Source organism: Burkholderia cenocepacia, from assembly GCF_014211915.1.
Taxonomy (GTDB): domain Bacteria; phylum Pseudomonadota; class Gammaproteobacteria; order Burkholderiales; family Burkholderiaceae; genus Burkholderia; species Burkholderia orbicola.
The window spans coordinates 912,004-931,906 of sequence record NZ_CP060040.1; the positions used below are offsets into that span (position 1 = coordinate 912,004).

Annotated in this window: 14 protein-coding genes and 3 pseudogenes; 14 read left to right on the top strand and 3 right to left on the bottom strand. The window is 68.2% G+C overall.

Annotated features, from left to right (window positions below; translation table 11 throughout):
- Positions 1-418 precede the first annotated feature (418 nt).
- The 11 genes and pseudogenes from SY91_RS20625 to SY91_RS20675 form a co-directional block, all read left to right on the top strand.
- A pseudogene (locus SY91_RS20625) lies at positions 419-901 on the top strand (RNA-guided endonuclease InsQ/TnpB family protein); the annotation flags it as partial.
- 2 nt (positions 902-903) lie between these two features.
- Positions 904-2,453, top strand: a pseudogene (locus SY91_RS20630) (diguanylate cyclase domain-containing protein).
- Positions 2,454-2,711: 258 nt separating this feature from the next.
- The gene (locus SY91_RS20635) at positions 2,712-2,987 is read left to right on the top strand and encodes a hypothetical protein (RefSeq protein ID WP_006479002.1); all 276 of its coding nucleotides are present in this window, start codon (positions 2,712-2,714) and stop codon (positions 2,985-2,987) included.
- Between the two features lie 247 nt (positions 2,988-3,234).
- The gene (locus SY91_RS20640) at positions 3,235-4,269 is read left to right on the top strand and encodes a succinylglutamate desuccinylase/aspartoacylase family protein (RefSeq protein ID WP_006479001.1); all 1,035 of its coding nucleotides are present in this window, start codon (positions 3,235-3,237) and stop codon (positions 4,267-4,269) included.
- 369 nt (positions 4,270-4,638) lie between these two features.
- A complete protein-coding gene (locus SY91_RS20645; RefSeq protein ID WP_034174788.1) occupies positions 4,639-5,562 on the top strand; it encodes a recombination-associated protein RdgC in 924 nt (307 codons plus the stop codon).
- Between the two features lie 458 nt (positions 5,563-6,020).
- The gene (locus tag SY91_RS20650) at positions 6,021-6,581 is read left to right on the top strand and encodes a GNAT family N-acetyltransferase (protein WP_041489392.1); all 561 of its coding nucleotides are present in this window, start codon (positions 6,021-6,023) and stop codon (positions 6,579-6,581) included.
- 74 nt (positions 6,582-6,655) lie between these two features.
- Positions 6,656-7,609 carry an ABC transporter substrate-binding protein gene (locus SY91_RS20655; protein WP_034174786.1) on the top strand — a complete coding sequence of 318 codons (954 nt, stop codon included), beginning with the start codon at positions 6,656-6,658 and terminating at the stop codon, positions 7,607-7,609.
- 53 nt (positions 7,610-7,662) lie between these two features.
- Complete coding sequence (locus tag SY91_RS20660) at positions 7,663-8,712, top strand: LLM class flavin-dependent oxidoreductase (protein ID WP_185921334.1); 1,050 nt, start codon at positions 7,663-7,665, stop codon at positions 8,710-8,712.
- Between the two features lie 10 nt (positions 8,713-8,722).
- Complete coding sequence (locus SY91_RS20665) at positions 8,723-10,075, top strand: LLM class flavin-dependent oxidoreductase (protein WP_027810432.1); 1,353 nt, start codon at positions 8,723-8,725, stop codon at positions 10,073-10,075.
- A gap of 65 nt (positions 10,076-10,140) precedes the next feature.
- Positions 10,141-11,934, top strand: coding sequence for an amino acid ABC transporter permease/ATP-binding protein (locus tag SY91_RS20670; RefSeq protein ID WP_105797626.1), 1,794 nt, complete (start codon positions 10,141-10,143; stop codon positions 11,932-11,934).
- 34 nt (positions 11,935-11,968) lie between these two features.
- On the top strand, positions 11,969-12,901 hold the full coding sequence (locus SY91_RS20675) for an ABC transporter substrate-binding protein (protein WP_185921335.1): 933 nt from the start codon (positions 11,969-11,971) through the stop codon (positions 12,899-12,901).
- Between the two features lie 75 nt (positions 12,902-12,976).
- On the opposite strand, the gene SY91_RS20680 is transcribed toward SY91_RS20675, so the two are convergent.
- Positions 12,977-14,071 (bottom strand): LLM class flavin-dependent oxidoreductase, encoded by a 1,095-nt coding sequence (locus tag SY91_RS20680; protein WP_034174784.1) that lies wholly within the window; start codon positions 14,069-14,071, stop codon positions 12,977-12,979.
- Between the two features lie 61 nt (positions 14,072-14,132).
- Positions 14,133-15,100, bottom strand: a pseudogene (locus tag SY91_RS35500) (ABC transporter substrate-binding protein).
- 267 nt (positions 15,101-15,367) lie between these two features.
- On the opposite strand from SY91_RS35500, the gene SY91_RS20690 reads away from it, so the two are divergent.
- From SY91_RS20690 to SY91_RS20700, 3 genes are all read left to right on the top strand, one after another.
- Positions 15,368-16,285, top strand: coding sequence for a serine aminopeptidase domain-containing protein (locus SY91_RS20690; RefSeq protein WP_124591650.1), 918 nt, complete (start codon positions 15,368-15,370; stop codon positions 16,283-16,285).
- A complete protein-coding gene (locus tag SY91_RS20695; RefSeq protein WP_006478991.1) occupies positions 16,282-16,713 on the top strand; it encodes a MarR family winged helix-turn-helix transcriptional regulator in 432 nt (143 codons plus the stop codon). Before SY91_RS20690 ends, SY91_RS20695 begins: the two co-directional genes overlap by 4 nt.
- A gap of 456 nt (positions 16,714-17,169) precedes the next feature.
- Positions 17,170-18,615: a sialidase family protein gene (locus SY91_RS20700; RefSeq protein ID WP_185921336.1), complete on the top strand. Its 1,446-nt coding sequence runs from the start codon at positions 17,170-17,172 to the stop codon at positions 18,613-18,615.
- Between the two features lie 70 nt (positions 18,616-18,685).
- On the opposite strand, the gene adhP is transcribed toward SY91_RS20700, so the two are convergent.
- The gene (gene adhP, locus SY91_RS20705) at positions 18,686-19,714 is read right to left on the bottom strand and encodes an alcohol dehydrogenase AdhP (RefSeq protein ID WP_034174782.1); all 1,029 of its coding nucleotides are present in this window, start codon (positions 19,712-19,714) and stop codon (positions 18,686-18,688) included.
- Between the last annotated feature and the right edge of the window lie 189 nt (positions 19,715-19,903).

The window sequence follows — 19,903 nt, forward strand, 5'->3', positions numbered from 1 at the left end:
TACTTATTGGATTTCTTATGACGGGTTTCAGCCGGGCTGCGGCGGGTGGTCGCGGGGCGATCCGTTGGCCGTTTGCGTGCGGCCGGATGCCGTCGTACATCGTTCCGTTCGCAACGAACCGGCCTTTGCGCCGCCGAATCCGCAAGCCGCTCGCAGCCGGGACTGACGACCGCGCACGACGCAATGCGCGGTGCCGCCGGGCGGCCCGCGCCGCCGCCGTTTTTCATCAGTTGCTCCGAGAAACGCCGTCCTTCAGAACGGGGAGGAAAGGCGTGCTGTTGACAGGCAGCTTCTTCCCCGGGTTAGGATTACGTGCATGATTCTTGTCTACCGCTACCGGGTGAAATCGCTCAACGGACTGCTCAACAAGCAGAGCCGCGCGGTGAACTACGTCTGGAACTTCTGCAACGACACGCAGAAGCTCGCGCTCGATCTGGTGCGGCGTTTCGATTACATCGCGGTTGGCAACGTATCTGCCGTCAAACTTGCCAGAACCAGGATGGCGAAAAGCGTCTACGACGCGTCCTGGTCGTCCTTCCGAAACAAGCTCCGCTACAAAGCGATCGCGCACGGAGCCACGTTCGAGGAAGTCGACGAAAGCGGTTCGACCCAGTCCTGTTCGTCGTGCGGGTCGAGAGACAGCACGACGCGGCCGAAAGGTATCGCAGGACTGCGAGTAAGAGAATGGGCCTGCAGTGACTGTGGTGTCGAGCATGATCGAGATATCAACGCTGCGCTGAACATTCTCCGATGCGGACGTGCATCGCCAGGTGTGGGAATTCTCTCCCTTTGGGGAGAGGAGGACGTCAAGGTAATGTCGTGCGCATCCGGCTCGGCCGGGCTTCCGCCACGTGCCGTGCGGGCGCCGCCAGCCATCGAGACATCGTGTCGAGGTCAATAATCATGGCAGTCAGGGCGGCTCTCCTGAACTCCGTTCTCGCCACTCCCCCTCCGGCAACCACCGCGTGACGGCCGCGCTGCGTCCGTCGATGCTCGTGACGCTGTTCGAGGACGTGCGCCCGATGGCGCTGTCCGGGCTCGCGAGCGGCTTCGTCGCGGCCGTCGCGCTGATCCGGCTGCAGCAGCTGTGGTGCCTCGCGTGGCTCGTCGTCGACGTCGGCCTGCTCATTGCGCGCCTGTCGATCGCACGGGCCTACACGGTACGGCGCAACGCCGGCGACGATCGCGCCGAATACTGGGCGAAGCGCTATGCGCCGGTGTCGCTCGTTGCCTGCTTCGTGCTCGGCCTCGGCGTGATGGGCTGCGTGCAGGCCACCGACGTCGAACTCGGCACGCTGTCCGTGATGGTCGCAGGCGGCGTGTTCGGCGGGATCGCGTCGCGCAATTCGGCGCTGCCGCGGCTCGCGATGACGCAGGTCGTGCTCGGCGTGCTGCCGATCGGCGTCGGTGCGCTGCTGGCCCCTCGGCCGGGTGCCTGGCTGCTGGTGCCGCCGCTCGCGATCTATCTCGCGGCAATGCGCACGGTCGTCCAGCGCCACTACCGCGTGCTCGTCGCGCTGATCGCCGCGCGCCAGCGCAACGCCGAACTCGTCGCCCGCTTCGACGCCGCCCTCACCTACATGCCGCACGGCCTTTGCATGATCGACGGCGACAGCCGCGTGATCGTCGCGAACCGGCGCACCGCGCAACTGTTCGGCTCGCCGCGCGAGATCATGCTCGATACGCCGTTGCCCGCCGTGGTCGCCGCGCTCGGCACCGATGCCGTGATCGATCCCGGCGGCGCCGGCCTCGCCGCGCAGTGCGACAGCTGGCTGAGCCGCCACGAACCCGGGCCGCTCGACATCGCGCTCGCCGACGGCCGCCAGCTCGAACTGACGCGCCACCGCGTGCCGGACGGCAACGCGGTGATCATCGTCGAGGACGTCACCACACGCCGTCAGACTGAACAGCACATCCGGCACCTCGCGCGACACGACGCGCTGACGGGGCTGCCGAATCGCCACGAACTGCACGCCGAGCTCAAGCGAATGCTCGCGCGCCGGCCGCGGCTGCCGAGCCCGGCATTCGCCGTCATGTATCTCGACCTCGACGGTTTCAAGTCGATCAACGACCGCTTCGGCCACCAGGCCGGCGACGAAGTGCTCACGCAAGTCGCCGAGCGGCTCGGCAAGACGCTGCCGCCGGGCGAGCTCGCCGCGCGCATCGGCGGCGACGAATTCATCGTCGCGATCGACGACACGACGATGCAAGCGTGCTCGATCCTCGCCGCGCGGATCATCCGGCAGATTTCGGCGCCGTACGCGCTGTCGATCGGCGAGACCGTCTGCATCGGCATCAGCATCGGCATCGCGCTCGACGACGGGCACGGCTCGCCCGACGAGCTGATCCGGCAGGCCGACAGCGCGCTGTACGACGCGAAGTCGGCCGGCAAGGGCATCTACTGCTTCTACTCGAGCGGCAGCCGCCGCATGGCGCCGGCCGCCGCCAGTTGAACCGGCGACGCGGCACTCCGCCGCGCGTTCGTCCTTGCCGTACCCGCCGCACCCTCCCGCGATTCAATTCCGAAACACTTTGCCGGTTCGCACGTGGTGCCGTGCGTTCGCGTGTCACGTGACGTGTTCCGTAACATCGCCGTCCGGCATGCCGAAAGATGACTGCAGAAGCCCGCACGATCGAGGCCGAGTGCGGCATTTCGCGGTTGGCACTCTTATTGCTCCTTGATGGGGAAAGAACGTTTCAGGGAGCCCAACATGAATACCGTCGACGTCCTCGCACGAACCGAAATCATCGACGAACAGGCCGTGATCGACGGCGCCTCGCTGATCCGCCGGCTCGTGTCCGACCGCCGGATGCCGGCCGCGTACGAAGCCGCATGCATCGACAATCCGCCGCTCACGCTGTACGGCGCGTTTCGCCAGGGCGTCGCCGATCACGCCGCGCGGCGTGCGAATCCGTATCGCGCCGGCAGCCGGCTCTGGGCGCTGTGGGAAGAAGGACGTCTCGAAGCTGAAACATCCGGCCGATAAGCGCGTCGTGCGCGCCGGCCCTGTCCCGACACGGGCTGGCGCGAAAGCCGGCGCGTGAATGCAGCCGGCCGGCACGCCGGCATGGCTTCATCGCTGCAACATCGCGCGGGCTCGCGTATCGGCCCGGCAACGCACGGCAGTGCACGCGCCCGCAGTCACGTGCAGCCCCGCTGATCCCGCCCGCCGCGCCGCGCGGTGCCGGTTTCCCCTATAAGATGGCAGATTCCGTTCATCGAACGATACCGCCATGACCGCCTCTTCCTCTCCCCGCAATCCCATCCACTGCGAAATCGATCTCGACGCGCAAGGCAAGCACGCGGGCTACCTGCGCCTGCCGCACTCCGTGCACCGCTCCGCCTACGGCTGGCTGCCGATCCCGATCGTGTCGATCCGCAACGGCGACGGCCCGGTCGCGCTCGTGATGGCCGGCAACCACGGCGACGAGTACGAAGGCCAGATCATCGTGTCGCAACTGATGCGCGAAATCGAACCCGACATGGTCAGCGGGCAATTGATCCTGTTGCCGATGGCGAATTTCCCGGCGGCGGATGCGGGCCTGCGCGTGTCGCCGCTCGACGAAGGCAACCTGAACCGCAGCTTTCCCGGCGACCCGACCGGCACGCCGACGCAGATGATCGCCCACTACATCGAGCATGTGCTGCTGTCGCGCGCGCAGTACCTGGTCGACCTGCATTCGGGCGGCAGCTCGCTGCTGTACCAGGGCGGCAACATGCTCGCGATCGATCCGCTCGACGCCGAAGAAGCCGCGAAGCTCAACGGGCTGCTGGTCGCGTTCGGCTTGCACAACGCGCTGCTGCACGCACCGAATCCCGTGCATTCGGCGTCGGCCGCGCGCCGGCAAGGCGCGATCTCGATCGTCACCGAGCTCGGCGGCGCCGGCATGGCCGATCCGTCGCTGATCCGGCTCGGCCGCCAAGGGCTGCTGCATTACCTCGGCTACATCGGGCTGCTGCACGGCGCGCTCGTGCCCGACGCGCCGCCGACCGTCCCGCGTTTCATGCGCGTCGACGGCGATCGCCATTTCGTCTATGCGTACGAGCGCGGGCTGTATGAACCGCTCGTCGAACTCGGCGATCAGGTGAAGGCCGGGCAGCCGGCCGCGTGGGTGCATTTCCCCGATACGCCGTTGCGCGAACCGGTGCTGCACCGGTTCAACGGCGATGGCGAGGTGGTGTGCAAGCGGGTGCCCGCGCAGGTGCGGCGCGGGGATTGTCTGTTTCAGCTGGCGGAGTTGTCGACGCCGCCACGTGTCATCGAGTGAGGCACCCGACTGACGCGTTCACGACCATCGTACGCCGCCAGTGCGGACACGCTAACCGTCAGTCGGACGACACCGGCGACTCATTCCCCTGCGCAACGCCGGTTACGTATTCAAGGTTCTTCTACTGTTCTGCGCTTTGGCGGCACGGTAGGCCGGCGAATTCTGGCGGAAGTTGAAAGGCATGGAGCAACGCGCATAGCCTCTGAATCGGTTGATCGTGCCGACGGGCGCACCGGTCTTTGAGCTAGCTGGCCCCCGTCCAATGACCGTTTCCAGGTACGAGCCCGGGGCCGTCAGCGGCTAACCGGGGGCCCTTCCGGCCACTGACCGCCCCCGTCATATAGAATGACGCGCTTTGCCCGTACGCCTATGTGGTTCAAGAATCTCCAGCTTCACCGTCTTCCCGCACCCTGGGCCGTCACCCCCGACCAGATGGAAAAATGGCTGGCGCCTCACGCGTTCCAGCCGGGCAGCAGCGTCGAGATGCAGCGCGTCGGCTGGGCGTCGCCGCGTGACGACGGCGCACTCGTGTATTCGAACAACCGGCAGATGCTGCTGCTGTTTCGTGCCGAAAAGAAGCTGCTCCCGGCATCGGTCGTCAATCAGGTCACCAAGGCACGCGCGCTCGAAGTCGAGGAACAGCAGGGCTTCAAGGTCGGCCGGAAACAACTGCGCGAACTCAAGGAGCAGGTGACCGACGAACTGCTGCCGCGCGCGTTCAGCATTCGCCGCGATACCCGCGTGTGGATCGACACGGCGAATGGCTGGCTCGTCATCGACGCGGCGGCACAGGCGCTTGCCGACGACGTCCGCAGCCTGCTCGTCAAATCGATCGACCCGTTGCCGCTCGCCGGCGTTCATGTCGCGCGCTCGCCGGTCGCCGCGATGACGGACTGGCTGCTGTCCGGCGAAGCGCCGGGCGGCTTCACCGTGGACCAGGACGCCGAGTTGCGCTCGAGCGGCGAAGGCGGCGCCACGGTGCGATACGTCGGCCACGCGCTGGAAGCGAACGACATGCGCCGGCACATCGAAGCCGGCAAGCAATGCATGCGCCTCGCGATGACGTGGAATGACCGGATCTCGTTCGTGCTGACGCCGTCGCTGACGATCAAGCGTGTCACGCCGCTCGACGTGATCAAGGAAGCGGCGGACCCCACCGCGCAGAACGACGACGAGCGCTTCGACTCGGATTTCACGCTGATGACGGGCGAACTGGCACGGATGCTGACCAGTCTCGTCGATATCCTGGGTGGCGATCAGCAGGACGCGATTCAGCAGGCGGCAGCGGCCTGAACGCTGTCGTCGTCGATCAGCGCCCCGCGCTGACGCGACACATCGAGGAGAACCCGTCGCCGCCATGGCGGCGGGCCCCGGCCTGGTGCGCACAAGCGTGACGAGCCAGCGCCGAATCGGCATCGCCCGTCGGCCACGAAACGACACCATCGTGCCGGTCGTCGAGGCCGTACATCCATCAAACGGGCACGGCTCCCGCCACGCCCGTTCGCCGCACCCCACTCCCTCTGCAAGCCTTCTTCCACCTTCCGCGAAATCCTTATCGAAATTGCTTCGTTCGCCTTTGCCGGCCGCGCCGCTAACGTGTTCAAAACGGCGGCGGCGCGCCGGATGCATCGCACGAAGCACGACAGCCGCCGCCATCACGACAACTGCGTCGCGATAACGGAACAGACCGGACGGGCCGCGTGCCCGCACCCCGCCAGGAACGTCCGCATCGCGCGCCCTTCGCGATGCCCATGGCCACGAACGACCGCATCATCGACACGACGCCGCTCGACGTCCGCGCGCAGCCGCTGATCGACGCGCTGATCGACGAGTATTCAACCCGTTACAACGCGTACCGCCCCGACAGCCGCGCGTCGGCCCGCGACGAACTCGCGCGCTATCCGGCCGAACTGTTCGCGCCGCCCGAAGGCGCGTTCGTGCTGCTGCTGCGCGACGGCGAGACGATCGGCGGCGGCGCGTTCAAGCGCTACGACGCGCAGACCGCCGAACTGAAACGCATCTGGACGCGCGCCGACCTGCGCCGCCAGGGCCTCGCGCGACTCATCGTCGAAGCGCTCGAACTGCGCGCCGTGCAACAGGGCTACCGCCGCCTCTACCTGACCACCGGCTTTCGCCAGCCCGAAGCGTGGGCACTGTACGACCGCACCGGCTATACGCGGCTGTTCGATTCGTCGATCGACCCGGAAGCGTATTTCCACCTGCGTTTCGGCAAGGATCTCGTCGATCCGTCGCGCACGTCGACGCTGGCCGACCTGTGGGCGCCCGTGCCCGAACCGGTGCTGCCGCGCTGAGCGCGCGACATCCCGCCTTTCATCTCGCCCTTCCCGCTTTCAACGATTCCACGCTGCCACGACAGGACGTTTTCATGCATCGAGCCGTACCGCTTTCTTTCCGTGCCGTGCGCACGCTGGCCACCGCACTGATCGGCCTGAGCGCCTTCGCGGCCGCGATGGCCGCGACCGCCGCGACGTTCGACCTAAGCCCCGAGCAGCGCGGCCGCCCGCGTGGCGCGGCCGATGCGGCGGTCGAGCGCGCGGTGCCCGCGTCGTTCAAGTTCGCCGAGCCCGGCACGCTGACGATCGGCATCGCGCCGAGCCTGCCGCCGATCAGCTCGTATGCGACCGACGCGCGCACGGTGATCGGCTTCGATGCCGACGTCGGCCAGCTCGTGTCCGACAGCCTCGGCCGCAAGCTGAAGATCGTCGCGCTCGCGTGGGCCGACTGGCCGCTGGCGCTCGAATCGGGGAAAGTCGACGCGGTGATCTCGAACGTGACCGTCACCGAGGAGCGCAAGCAGAAGTTCGATTTCTCGACCTACCGCAAGGACCAGGTCGGCTTCTACGTGCGCAACGACAGCAAGATCCAGGCGATCCGCGAGCCGAAGGACGTCGCGGGGCTGCGCATCGTGACCGACGCCGGCACCAACCAGGAAAAGATCCTGCTCGCGTGGGACCGCGAGAACGTCGCGCACGGGCTGAAACCCGTGCAGATCCAGTATTACGACGACCAGGCGATGCGCATCGTCGCCGTGCAGTCGGGCCGGGCGGACGCGGTGTTCAGCGTGAATTCGGTGCTCGCGTATCAAAGCGCGCAGCAAGGCAAGACGCGGCTCGTCGGCGCGATCAGCGGCGGTTGGCCGCGCACGGCCGACATCGCGATCGCGACGCGCCGCGGCAGCGGCCTCGCCGAGCCGCTGACCGTCGCGCTGAACGGCCTGATCAAGAGCGGCCGCTACCAACAGGTGCTCGACCGCTGGAACCTCGCGTCCGAAGCGATCGACCAGTCGCGTACGAATCCGCCCGGGCTGCCGAAAAGCTGAGCGCCGCGCGCCCGCAACCGTCCATCCACGCTCACGCAGGAACGCCGCTCACCATGTCTTATTCGCTTTCGTTGCTGGACAAGAGTCCGATCGCCGACGGCGCGAACGCCGCCGATGCGCTGCGCTTCACCACCACGCTCGCGCGCCGCGCCGAACAGCTCGGCTACGCGCGCTTCTGGGTCGCCGAGCATCACGGCACGCCGGGCTTCGCGAGTTCGGCGCCGGAGGTCGTCGTCGCGCACCTGCTCGCGCACACGTCGCGCATCCGGATCGGCTCGGGCGGCGTGATGCTGCAGCACTACAGCCCGTTCAAGGTCGCGGAAACCTTCAAGCTGCTGGCCGCGCTCGCGCCGGGCCGCGTCGATCTCGGCATCGGCAAGGCGCCCGGCGGGCTGCCGCTGACCACGCGCGCGCTGCAGTGGTTCCACGACAAGGCGCGCAAGCCCGATTTCGCGGGGCAGCTCGCGGAGCTCGACGCGTTTCTCGGCTGGGGCGTGGCCGAAGATCATCCGCTCGCCGGCGCGGTCGCGATGCCGGTGCCGCCGCAGTCGCCCGAACGCATCCTGCTCGGCGGCTCGCCGGACAGCGGCGCGCTCGCCGCGCGCAACGGCTGGCGCTTCTGCTACGCGGGCCATTTCAACGGCGACGACGCGAATCTCGAACGCTCGCTCGACGCGTACCGCGGCGCGGGCGGCGAGAAGCCGCTCGTCGCGCTGTACGCGGTCGCCGCGCCGACGCGCGACGAGGCCGAACAACTGATCGGGCCGCTGAAGATCTTCAAGCTGCAGTTCGCGGGCGGCCAGAGCTTCAACCTCGGCAGCGCGCAGGCGGCCGCGGAATTCGCGCGGCAAAGCGGCGCGTCCGACTACCGGATCGACGAGTTGCGCCCGACGGTGCTGGCCGATACGCCCGACGGCGTGCACCGCGCGCTCGACGCGCTGAGCCGGCGGCTCGACGTCGATGCGTTCGTGATCGATTCGCCGGTATCCGACTACGCGGCGCGGCTCGCGTCTACCGAATGGCTCGGCGGCGCGCTGTCCACCACGCCGTTGCAGACGGCCCTCGCGGCCGACCGCTCCCTCTCCCCTGACCAGAACGCGTGACATTCCCATCATGACGACCCGACGATCGATTCCCTTCGGCCTGATGCTGCAAGGCGCAGGCAGCCACATGAACGCGTGGCGGCATCCGAGCAACCCGCCCGACGCCAGCATCAACCTCGACTTCATGATCGGCGTCGCGCGCAAGGCGGAAGCCGCCGGCATCACCTTTGCGTTCGTCGCGGACGGCCTCTACATCAACGAGAAGTCGATCCCGCACTTCCTGAACCGCTTCGAGCCGCTGACGGTGCTGTCGGCGCTCGCGGTCGCGACGAAGAAGATCGGGCTCGCGGGCACGATCTCGACGTCGTACAGCGAGCCGTTCACGGTCGCGCGCCAGCTCGCGTCGCTCGACGCGATCAGTGGCGGTCGCGCGGGCTGGAACGTCGTGACGACGCCGCTCGAAGGCACCGCGAAGAATTTCGGCAAGACGCACCCGGATCACGAACTGCGCTACGAGATCGCCGACGAATACCTCGAGGTCGTGCAGGGCCTGTGGGACAGCTGGGACGACGACGCCTTCGTGCGCGACCGCGCGACCGGCCGCTTCTTCGATCGCGACAAGCTGCATACGCTCGATCACCAGGGCCGCTTTTTCCAGGTTGCGGGCCCGCTGAACATCCAGCGCTCGCCGCAGGGGCAGCCGGTGATCTTCCAGGCCGGCTCGTCCGACACCGGCATCGGCCTCGCGGGCAAATACGCGGACGCCGTGTTCACGCATTCGCCGTCGATCGAGGAAACGGCCGCGTTCACGCAGCGCGTGAAACAGAGCGCGATCGAACACGGGCGGCAGGCCGGCGACGTGAAGATCTTCCCGGGCGTCGGGCCGATCGTCGGTCGCACGGCCGCCGAAGCGGAAGACAAATACCAGGCGATCCGCGACCTGCTGACGATCGACGAGGCGCTCGCGTACCTCGGCCGCTATTTCGATCACCACGATTTCACGCAGTACGCGCTCGACGCGCCGTTCCCGGAACTCGGCGAGCTCGGCCGCAACAGCTTCCGCTCGACCACCGACCGCATCAAGGCCGATGCGAAACGCAAGGGCCTGTCGCTGCGCGAAACCGCGCTCGCGGTCGCGACGCCGCGGCCGAACTTCATCGGCACGGCCGAACACGTCGCCGACGAACTGATCCGCTGGCACGACGCAGGCGCCGGCGACGGCTTCATCCTCGGTTTTCCGGTCCAGGCGCAGGGCGTCGACGATTTCATCGAACTCGTGATTCCGGTGCTCGAGGCGCGCGGCCGCTACAGCCGCGACCTGCCCGGCGCCACGCTGCGCGACCACCTCGGTCTGCCGCGCAAGGCGAGCCGCTACGCGACGCCCGGTGCCGCCCAGGAAACGGCCGCCGAAGCGCACGCCTGACGCCGCCGCGCCGCCCATGCACGGCGGCGCGCCCGCCGATCGATCGATTCGAGGATTCCAACGACATGAGCGACACGACCCACCTCGGCGGCGCGCTGCCGCCGCTCTCTTCCCCCGACGCACGCGAGGCCGGCACGCGTTTGCGGATCGTGCCCGCGCGCCACCGGTCGCGCACGGCCGGCACCGTGCTCGCGCTCGTGCTGATCGCGATCACGCTGTATTCGCTCCTCGGCAACCCGCAGTGGGGCTGGCCGGTGTTCGCCGAATGGTTCCTGTCGCCGCCGGTGCTGTCGGGGCTCGCGCGCACGCTGGTGCTGACGCTGCTCGGCGCGGTGTTCGGCTTCGTGCTCGGCGCGTTCGTCGCGCTGGCCCGGTTGTCGCGCTCGCGCCTGCTGTCCGCGAGCGCATGGACCTTCGTGTGGCTGTTCCGCTCGATTCCGCTGATCGTGCTGCTGCTGATCCTGAACAACCTCGGCTACCTGTACGAGCACGTGCGGCTCGGCGTGCCGTTCACCGACATCGTGTGGTTCGACACGCCGACCACCGACCTCATCAGCCCGTTCCTCGCGGCCGTGCTCGGCCTCACGCTGAACCACGCGGCGTTCTCCGCGGAGGTGATCCGCGGCGGCATTCTCGCGGTCGACCAGGGGCAGCTCGAAGCCGCCGCCGCGCTCGGGCTGCCGCGCGGCCGCCAGACGTCGCGGATCGTGCTGCCGCAGGCGATGCGCGCGATCCTGCCGACCGCATTCAACGACCTGATCTCGCTCGCGAAAGGCACGTCGATGGTGTACGTGCTCGCGATGCCCGAACTGTTCTACACGGTGCAGGTGATCTATCGCCGCAACCTCGAAGTGATTCCGCTGCTGATGGTCGCGACCGTCTGGTACCTGATCATCCTGACCGTGCTGTCCGCGATCCAGGTGCAGGTGGAGCGGCACTATGCACGCGGCGCGCTCCGCAATCCGCCGCCGTCGGTGGTCACGTTCGCGCTTGCGCGCCTCGGCGGGCTGTGGCGGCGTGTCGCGTCACGCCGTGCGGCGTCGAATGCGCAGGCCGCAGACGACACGCGCACCGATACCGCGGCCGCCGTGTCGCGCACCGGCGGCGAAGTGGCCGTGCATGGCGTGTCGAAGCAGTTCGGCATGCAGCGCGTGCTCGACAACGTGTCATTCGTCGCGCCGCGGGGCAGCGTGACCGTGATCGTCGGCCCGTCCGGCTCCGGCAAGTCGACGCTGCTGCGCACGATCAACCATCTCGAACGCGTCGACGACGGTTTCATCGACATCGACGGCGAACTGATCGGCTATCGCCGCGACGGCGACGTGCTGCACGAACTGAGCGAACGCGACGTGCTGAAGCGGCGCACGGCCGTCGGCATGGTGTTCCAGAACTTCAACCTGTTCCCGCACCTGACGGTGCTCGAGAACCTGATCGAAGCGCCGATCGCCGTCGCCGGCGTGACGCGCGATGCGGCCGAGCACACCGCGCGCACGCTGCTCGCGCGGGTCGGCCTCGCGGATAAAGCCGATGCGTACCCGCGCCAGTTGTCCGGCGGCCAGCAGCAACGCGTCGCGATCGCGCGGGCGCTCGCGTTGCGTCCGAAGGTGCTGCTGTTCGACGAGCCGACGTCGGCGCTCGATCCGGAACTCGTCAACGAAGTGCTCGACGTGATCAAGGAACTCGCGCGCTCGGGCACGACGCTCGTGATCGTCACGCACGAAATCGGCTTCGCACGCGAAGTGGCGGACAACGTGCTGTTCATGGAACGCGGGCGCATCGTCGAGGCCGGGCCGCCCGCGGTCGTGCTCGACGCGCCGTCGCATTCGCGCACCCGCGCGTTCCTGTCGCGGGTGCTGTGATGCGCGCCGCTTTCGACCTGCGAGGTGCCGCGCGATGACCGATCGACGCCAGTTCATCACGGCCGCGCTGGTCGCGGCATCGGGCCTGCCGTGGCACGCGGCACGCGCGGCGGCCGCCACCGCCGACCTCGACCCGCGTCAGGCCGGCCGCCTGCGCGCGAGCCCCGACGACGCGGCCATCCGCGCGGCCAGCGGCTACCGCTGGGTGCGCGACGGCGCGTTCACGGTCGCGATCTCGCCGCACGCGCCGCCCGTGTCGACCTATGCGACCGACGCGCGCACCGTGGTCGGTGCCGATCCCGACTATGCGCAACTGGTCGCGGACGCGCTCGGCCGTACACTCGTGCTACTGCCGATCGCGTGGGCCGACTGGCCGCTGGGGCTGACGTCCGGCAAGTACGACGCGGTGATCTCGAACGTCGGCGTGACCGAGAAGCGCAAGGAGAAATACGATTTCACGACCTACCGGCTCGGGCTGCACGGCTTCTACGTGCGCACCGCCAACCCGATCGCGAAGATCGCGGAGCCGAAGGACATCGCGGGCCTGCGGATCATCACCGGCGCCGGCACGAGCCAGGAGCGCATCCTGCTCGAATGGAGCAAGCGCAACGTCGCGCAAGGGCTGAAGCCGGCCGAACTGCTCTATTTCGACGACGATGCGACCGCGCGCGTCGCGCTGCTGTCGGGCCGCGCGGATGCGGAGCTGAACCCGAACGCGTCGCTCGCGTACGAGGCCGCGCGCACCGGCAAGATCCGCCGCGTCGGCGTCGTCAATGCAGGCTGGCCGGCGAATGCGGACGTCGCGATCGCGACGCGCCGCGGCAGCGGGCTCGCGCCCGCGCTGACGCTCGCCACCAATGCGCTGATCGGCAACGGCCGCTACGGGCAGGCGCTGGCGCGCTGGGGTTTGCAGAGCGAGGCGATCGCGCGGGCGGAGACCAATCCGCCGGGGTTGCCGTCGTTCTGAGCGTGTCGCTCAAGACAATCGCGCCGGCATGTCGTGGCGGACACGCCGGCGCGATTCGATCGATCGGTCGTTCGTCTACGCCGGCACCGCCGCCTGATAGCGGTCGAGTTCCGCAATGTGCGCATGAATCGCCGGAATCAGGTCGCGCCCGTAGGCCAGTGCATCGTCGAGCGGATCGAAACCGCGAATCAGGAACGTCGATACGCCGAGCCGGTAATACGCGCCCAGCGCTCGCGCGACCTGCTCGGGCGTGCCGACCAGCGCGGTCGAATTCCAGCGCGCGCCGGTCAGGTTCGCAACCCCCATCCACAGCCGCTCGTCGAGCACGTCGCCCTGCGCGGCGGCGGCCATCAGCCGCTGCGAGCCCGCATTCTGCGGCGCGTGACCGGCGATCGGCTGGCCGTTCGCGAGCCGCGCCGCACGCACGCGCTCGCGGATCGCCTCGGCCTTCTCCCACGCGGCCGCCTCGGTATCGGCGACGATCGGCCGGAACGACACGCTGATGCGCGGCGCGCGTCCGAACGGCGCGGCGGCGGCCCGCACGCGCGCGATCTGCTCGCGCACCGCATCGAGCGGCTCGCCCCACGTCATGTAGACATCCGCATGCTCGCCCGCAACGGCAAGCGCGGCGGGCGACGAGCCGCCGAAATAGATCGGTACGTGCGGCCGCTGCGCGCCCTTCACGAGCGGCGACGCGCCGCGCAGCCGGTAGAACGCGCCGTCGTGATCGACCGGCGCATCGGCCAGCCAGATCCGTTTCAGCACGTCGAGATATTCGCCGGTGCGGCGATAGCGCGCATCGTGCGGCACGAAATCGCCGTCGCGCTGCAAGTCGGCGTCGTCGCCGCCGGACACCACGTTCAGCGCGAGCCTGCCGCCGCTGAACACGTCGAGCGTCGCGATCTGCCGCGCGGCGGCCGACGGCACGATCACGCCCGGCCGGTGCGCGAGCAGCAGGCGGATGCGTTCGGTCGCGGCGGCCGCGAACGACGCGACGATGAAGCCGTCCGCCGCGTTGCTGAAATGGCCGATCAGGATCTGGTCGAAGCCGGCGGCCTCGTGCGCCTGCGCGAAGCGGCGCACGTAGTCGGGCTGGACGGCCGCGCCGCCCGGTACGTCGACCTCCGCGCCGGGCGTCGCGGTGATCATGCCGATGATGTCGACTGGCATGTCGGGATGTCCTCGGGTATGTCGATCAGGAATGGCGGGAATCGTGTAGCGGGCCGCACGGTCACTGCGCGGCGGCGGTCTTCTGCGCGGGCGCCGCGAACACGCCTGCGTACGAGCGGTCGAGCAGCTTCGACGTGTCGTACGCGGTCGGAATCACGCCGGACTTGTGCAGGAAGTCGGCCGTGTTCTGCGCGTCCTTCGCGGCCGTCTCGTCGACCGGGCCGACACGCTGCCGGGCATTGTTGAGCCAGCGGTACGCGACGTCGGGTTCGAGATTCGCGCGTTTCGCCCACAGCTCCGCATACTCGCGCGGATGGCTGTCGACCCACTGGCGCGCGACCACCACGCGCCGCAGGAAATCGGTGATCTCGGCGCGCTTGCCTGTCGCGGCCTGCTCGTTCGCGGCGACGAAGCTCAGCGCCGGCATCAGCCCCTGCGCGGTCGTCACGGGGCGCGCCCCTGCCGCAATGCGAGCGTGCTGACGAACGGCTCCCACAGCGACACCGCGTCGACCGAGCCGTTCGCGAGCGCATTGGTCGCGTCGATCGGCATCAGGTACGCGTACTTCACCGAATCGGCGCGCAACCCCGCGTGTTCGAGCGCACGCAGCACGAGCTGCTGGCTCCACGCGCCGCGCCATACCGCGATGGTCTTGCCTTGCAGATCGGCCACGGTGCGCACCGGCGAGTTCTTCGGCACGAGGATCGCTACGCCGTCGAGGCTCTGCCGCGACACCGCGACGACCTTGACCGGCGCGCCGCGCGCGGCCAGCGTGAGCAGCGCGGAATCGCCGAGGAAGCCGAGGTCGATCGCGTTGCCGTTCAGGCTTTCGGCCACCGGCGCGGCGGCCTGGAAGTGCTTCCACTCGATCGTGTAAGGCAGGTCCTTCAGCGCGCCGGACGCCTCCATCGACGCCTGGATGTTGAAGTAGTTCTGTTCACCGACACGCAACGTGACGGTGTCTTTGGCGATGCCCGGCTGCGCGGCGAGCGCCAGCAAGAGCGCCGTGACGATTCGGCTCAGCAACATGATCTCCCGGAAGGTTTGTCCGCCGTGCGGAAACCGCCGGCGCAACGGATGGAACCGGTGAAGATACGTCGATCCACTTCATGACACAAACGCAATATTCTTCTATGCAAAGATGCAAATATTTTATGACTCGCTCGCGTGCGTGCACTGCTCGTCGTCTGCCGACGCCTCCCGAAGTTCGAAGGGTTCCTCGACAGATATTTCGTGCACGAAATAAATTACGAACTATATTTCGCATACGAAATAACTACCCGAGCGAGGACGCCCATGAGCTCCGAACCCATCGAATTTTCCGCTGCGGACGGCTACGTGCTGCACGGCACGCTGTGGTCGCCGGATGCGACGCCGCGCGCGCTGGTCCTGATCCATCCGGCGACGGCCGTGCCCGAGCGGCTGTATGCGGGCTTCGCGCGCTTCCTGACCGAACGCGGTTTCGCGGCGTTGACCTACGACTATCGCGGCATCGGCGCATCGCGGCCGGCGCGTTTGGGCGCGCTGCAGGCCCGCATGCGCGACTGGATGGAGCTCGACGTGGGCGCGGCGACCGCGTGGGCCCGGCACGCGTATGAAGGGCTGCCGTTGCTGGCGGTCGGCCACAGCGTCGGCGGCCACGCGATCGGGCTGTCCGGCGCGACGACGCATCTGCGCGCGGCCGTGCTGGTCGCCGCGCATGCGGGCAGCACGCGGCTGATCGCGCAGGCGGCCGAGCGCCTGAAGGTGCGGCTGATCCTGCGCGTGCTCGGCCCGCTGACGTCCGCGTTGCTCGGCTACGTGCCCGGCAAGCGGCTCGGGCTCGGCGAGGATCTGCCGGCCGGCGTGTTCCGCGAATGGAGCCGCTGGACGACGCTGCCTCACTACTTCTTCGACGATCCGACGCTCGGCGCGGCCGAACGCTTCTCGAAGCAGCAGTTGCCGATCCTCGCGCTCGGCTTCGACGACGATCCGTGGGCGAACCCTGCCGCGATCGGCCTGCTGGTAAGCTATCTGACCCGCGCGAAGGTCGAACGCCGCCAGATCGATCCGCGCGCGGCGGGCAGCGGCCCGGTCGGGCACATGGGCTTCTTTCGAAGCCGGCCCGGCACCGTGCTGTGGCCCGACGTCGCCGACTGGCTCGCGCAGGCGCTCGACACGCCGCGCACCGCGGGCCGTCCCTCTCTTTCCATTGCAGCCGGGAACCCAGCTTGAGCGAAGACCGACGACTGTTTTTCATGTTGAACATCGGCCAGCGACGCGTGCAGCGCTGGATCGACCGCAAGGCCGAAACCGAAACGCGCGCGAGCGCCGCGCAGGCCGGTGCACTGTTCTGTCTCGCCAGGCAGGACGGCGCGCTGATCGGTGAAGTCGGCGCCGCATTGCAACTGGCGCCGTCCGCGATGACGGGGCTCGCCGACCGGATGGCGAAAGCCGGCCTCATCACGCGTCATGCCGATTCGGACGACGGCCGCGCGACGCGGCTGTACCTGACCGACGCAGGCCACGCGGCGCTCAAGCGTGCGCGCGTGCTGCTGCGCGAACTCAACGGGAAGCTGTGCGACGGGTTTTCCGACGCCGAACTCGACGTCGTCGCGCGCTGGTTGCACACGTTGCAGGAGCGCTTTCCGGCGGAGCGCTGAGCAGCGCATCACGCGCTCACAGTCGGCGCGTGCCGGACATCAATCGCAAGCGATTGCGATTCGCGTTTTCGATTCGATTTTCATGCCGCCGCAACGGCAAATCTTGCATGCCGGACGCCTGCTTCCGGCAACGCTTTCCGGCTACGTCCTGTTACAAAAAACCGTCTGTTGCGCGGCATTCGAATCGCCTACATTGCAATCCACTTCGACACATTCGTCGCATGCCCGGACTGGCGTTCCCGTCGGGTCGACATCGCAGACACACCCGACAAGCATTGAAAACGAAGAGGAGTCTTAACCGAAGCGCTGGCGGCATCCAGCGCACGCGGATCGCGATGACTGAAACGGCAAGCTGAACGGCACGTCACGACGTGCGCGGCACGATTCGCCGCGCCCCGGCTCGCGTCGTCTCGTCGTGCCCCGCCATCGCATCCGCCCCTCACCGAGGAGTCGTCCATGCGACGCATGATCGTGTCCCATCCGCTTGTCACCCGTCTGTCCGCCGCGATGGCGCTGGCCGCCGCTGCCGTGGCGCACGCCGAACCCGTCGTCGTGTCCGGCCCGAGCCCGTTCGCCGCGTGCACCATCGGCGGCCCGGGCACCAACTACGTGAATGCAGAAGTCGAACCGTGGCTCGCGGTCAATCCGGCGAACCCGAACAACATGATCGGCGTGTGGCAGCAGGACCGCTGGTCGAACGGCGGCGCCCACGGGCTCGTCGCCGGCTACACGTTCGACGCCGGCGCGACCTGGGCGCGCACGCCGCAGCCGTTCAGCGCATGCGCGCCGGGCGGACTGAAATACGAGCGCGCGTCCGATCCGTGGGTCTCGTTCGGGCCGGACGGCACCGCCTACTCGGTATCGATCTCGTTCAACCAGTCGAACAACGCCAACGCGGTCGGCGCGTCGGTCTCGACCGACGGTGGGCAAACGTGGAGCAACCCGGCCGTGCTGATCGCGAACGACGAACCGACGACGCAGTTCTTCAACGACAAGGAATCGGTGACCGCCAACCCGGTGAAGGCCGGCACCGCCTACGCGGTATGGGACCGTCTCGAGCTGCCGAACGGCAACCCGTACGCGAACCTGCACACGAAGGCGTATCGCGGGCCGACGCTGTTCTCGAAGACGACCGACGGCGGCAAGACGTGGAGCGCCGCGAAGGTGATCGTCGACGTGCCGTCGCGCCAGCAGACGATCGGCAACCAGATCGTCGTCGATCCGAAGAGCGGCACGCTCTACGATTTCTTCGACCTGATCCAGCCGCCGTTCAGCAAGGCGGCCGGCAAGGTCGCGTTCATCAAGTCGACCGACGACGGCGCGACGTGGACCAAGCCGCAGATCATCGCGGGGCTGCAGACGGTCGGCGTCACGGACCCGAACACCGGCGAACCCGTGCGCACCGGCGACATCATTCCCGAACCCGCGATCGATCCCGCATCCGGGCAGCTCTACGTCGTGTGGCAGGACAGCCGCTTCAACGGCGGCGCGTACGACGAGATCGCGCTATCGACGTCGAAGGATGGCGGCGCGACCTGGAGCACGCCGCAACAGGTGAACACGCCGACCGGGCGCCCCGCGTTCAATCCGTCGGCGCGCGTCGACAACACGGGCGCGGTGATGGTCACGCACTACGACTTCCGCGACCTGCAGGCCGGCAACACGACGACGCTGCCGACCGGCTTCTGGCGCAAGATCTCGCACGACGGCGGCGCCACGTTCGCCGACGAGCGGCGCGTCGGCGGCCCGTTCGACATGAAGCTCGCGCCCAACGCCGAAGGGTTCTTCATCGGCGACTACCAGGGGCTCGACGTTCTCCCGTCGTCGTCGTTCCATCCGTTCTTCGTGCAGACCAACGCGGGCAACCTGACGAACCGCACCGACGTGTTCTTCGCGCCGTAACGCGCGCCTGGCCACCTCGCCGCCGCTCCGACGCCATGCGTCGCGCGGCGGCGGGCGCAGCTCCAGCGCATCAATGCATGTCGGTCAGCACGATGCGCCCGTCGACCTTCCCTTCCCGCAGCTTCGCGAATACGTCGTTGATGTTGCCGAGCCGGTCGCGGTGGATGTGCGCGCGCACCAGGCCGTCCGCCGCGAAATCGAGCGATTCCTGCAGATCGCGCCGCGTGCCGACGATCGACCCGCGCACGGTGATGCCGTTCAGCACGGTCGAGAAGATCGGCAGCGGGAAATCGCCCGGCGGCAAACCGTTGAGCGCCACCGTGCCGCCACGCCGGACCATCCCGAGCGCCTGCGCGAACGCGCTGCGCGATACGGCCGTGACGAGCACGCCGTGCGCGCCGCCGATTTCCTTCTGGATCACTTTCGCGGGGTCGTCGATCGACGCATCGATCGTCAGATGGGCGCCCAGTTGCCGCGCCAGCGCGAGCTTGTCGGGGGAAATGTCGATGGCCGCGACGTGCAGGCCCATCGCACGCGCATACTGCACGGCCACGTGCCCGAGGCCGCCGATGCCGGAAATCGCGAGCCACTGGCCCGGGCGCGTGTCGGTGACGCGAATGCCCTTGTAGACCGTGACACCCGCGCACAGGATCGGCGCGATCTCGTCGAACGCGACCTGCGCGGGCAACTGGCCGACGTAGTCGGGATCGGCCAGCACGTATTCCGCGTAGCTGCCGTTCACCGAATAGCCGGTGTTCTGCTGCCCATGGCACAGCGTTTCCCAGCCCGTGCAGCAGTACTCGCAATGGCCGCAGGCCGTATAGAGCCACGGCACGCCGACGCGATCGCCCTCGCGCACGTGCGTGACGCCCGCGCCGACCGCCGCGACGATTCCCACGCCTTCGTGGCCCGGGATGAACGGCAGCGACGGCTTGACGGGCCAGTCGCCGTCGGCCGCGTGCAGATCGGTATGGCAGACGCCCGACGCCTTGATGTTGACGAGAATCTGGCCGGGCCCCGGTGCGGGGATCGGCACTTCGTCGATGCGCAACGGCTCGCCGAACGCGTGTACCACGGCCGCTTTCATGGTCTGGGTCATGCGTTGCTCCTGTCTGGTCGATGAGCGACCCAGTATCCGGTTTCGGCACCGGAGCACGTTGATACGCGTCAACGTATCGGAACGGATGCAGCGGTCAACGCGGCTTCGCCACGATCGGCATCGTTCGACGCGAAAGCTCGAGCCGTCGATTACAGACCGCCCCGCTGCTCGCGCCACCCTTTCACCGTT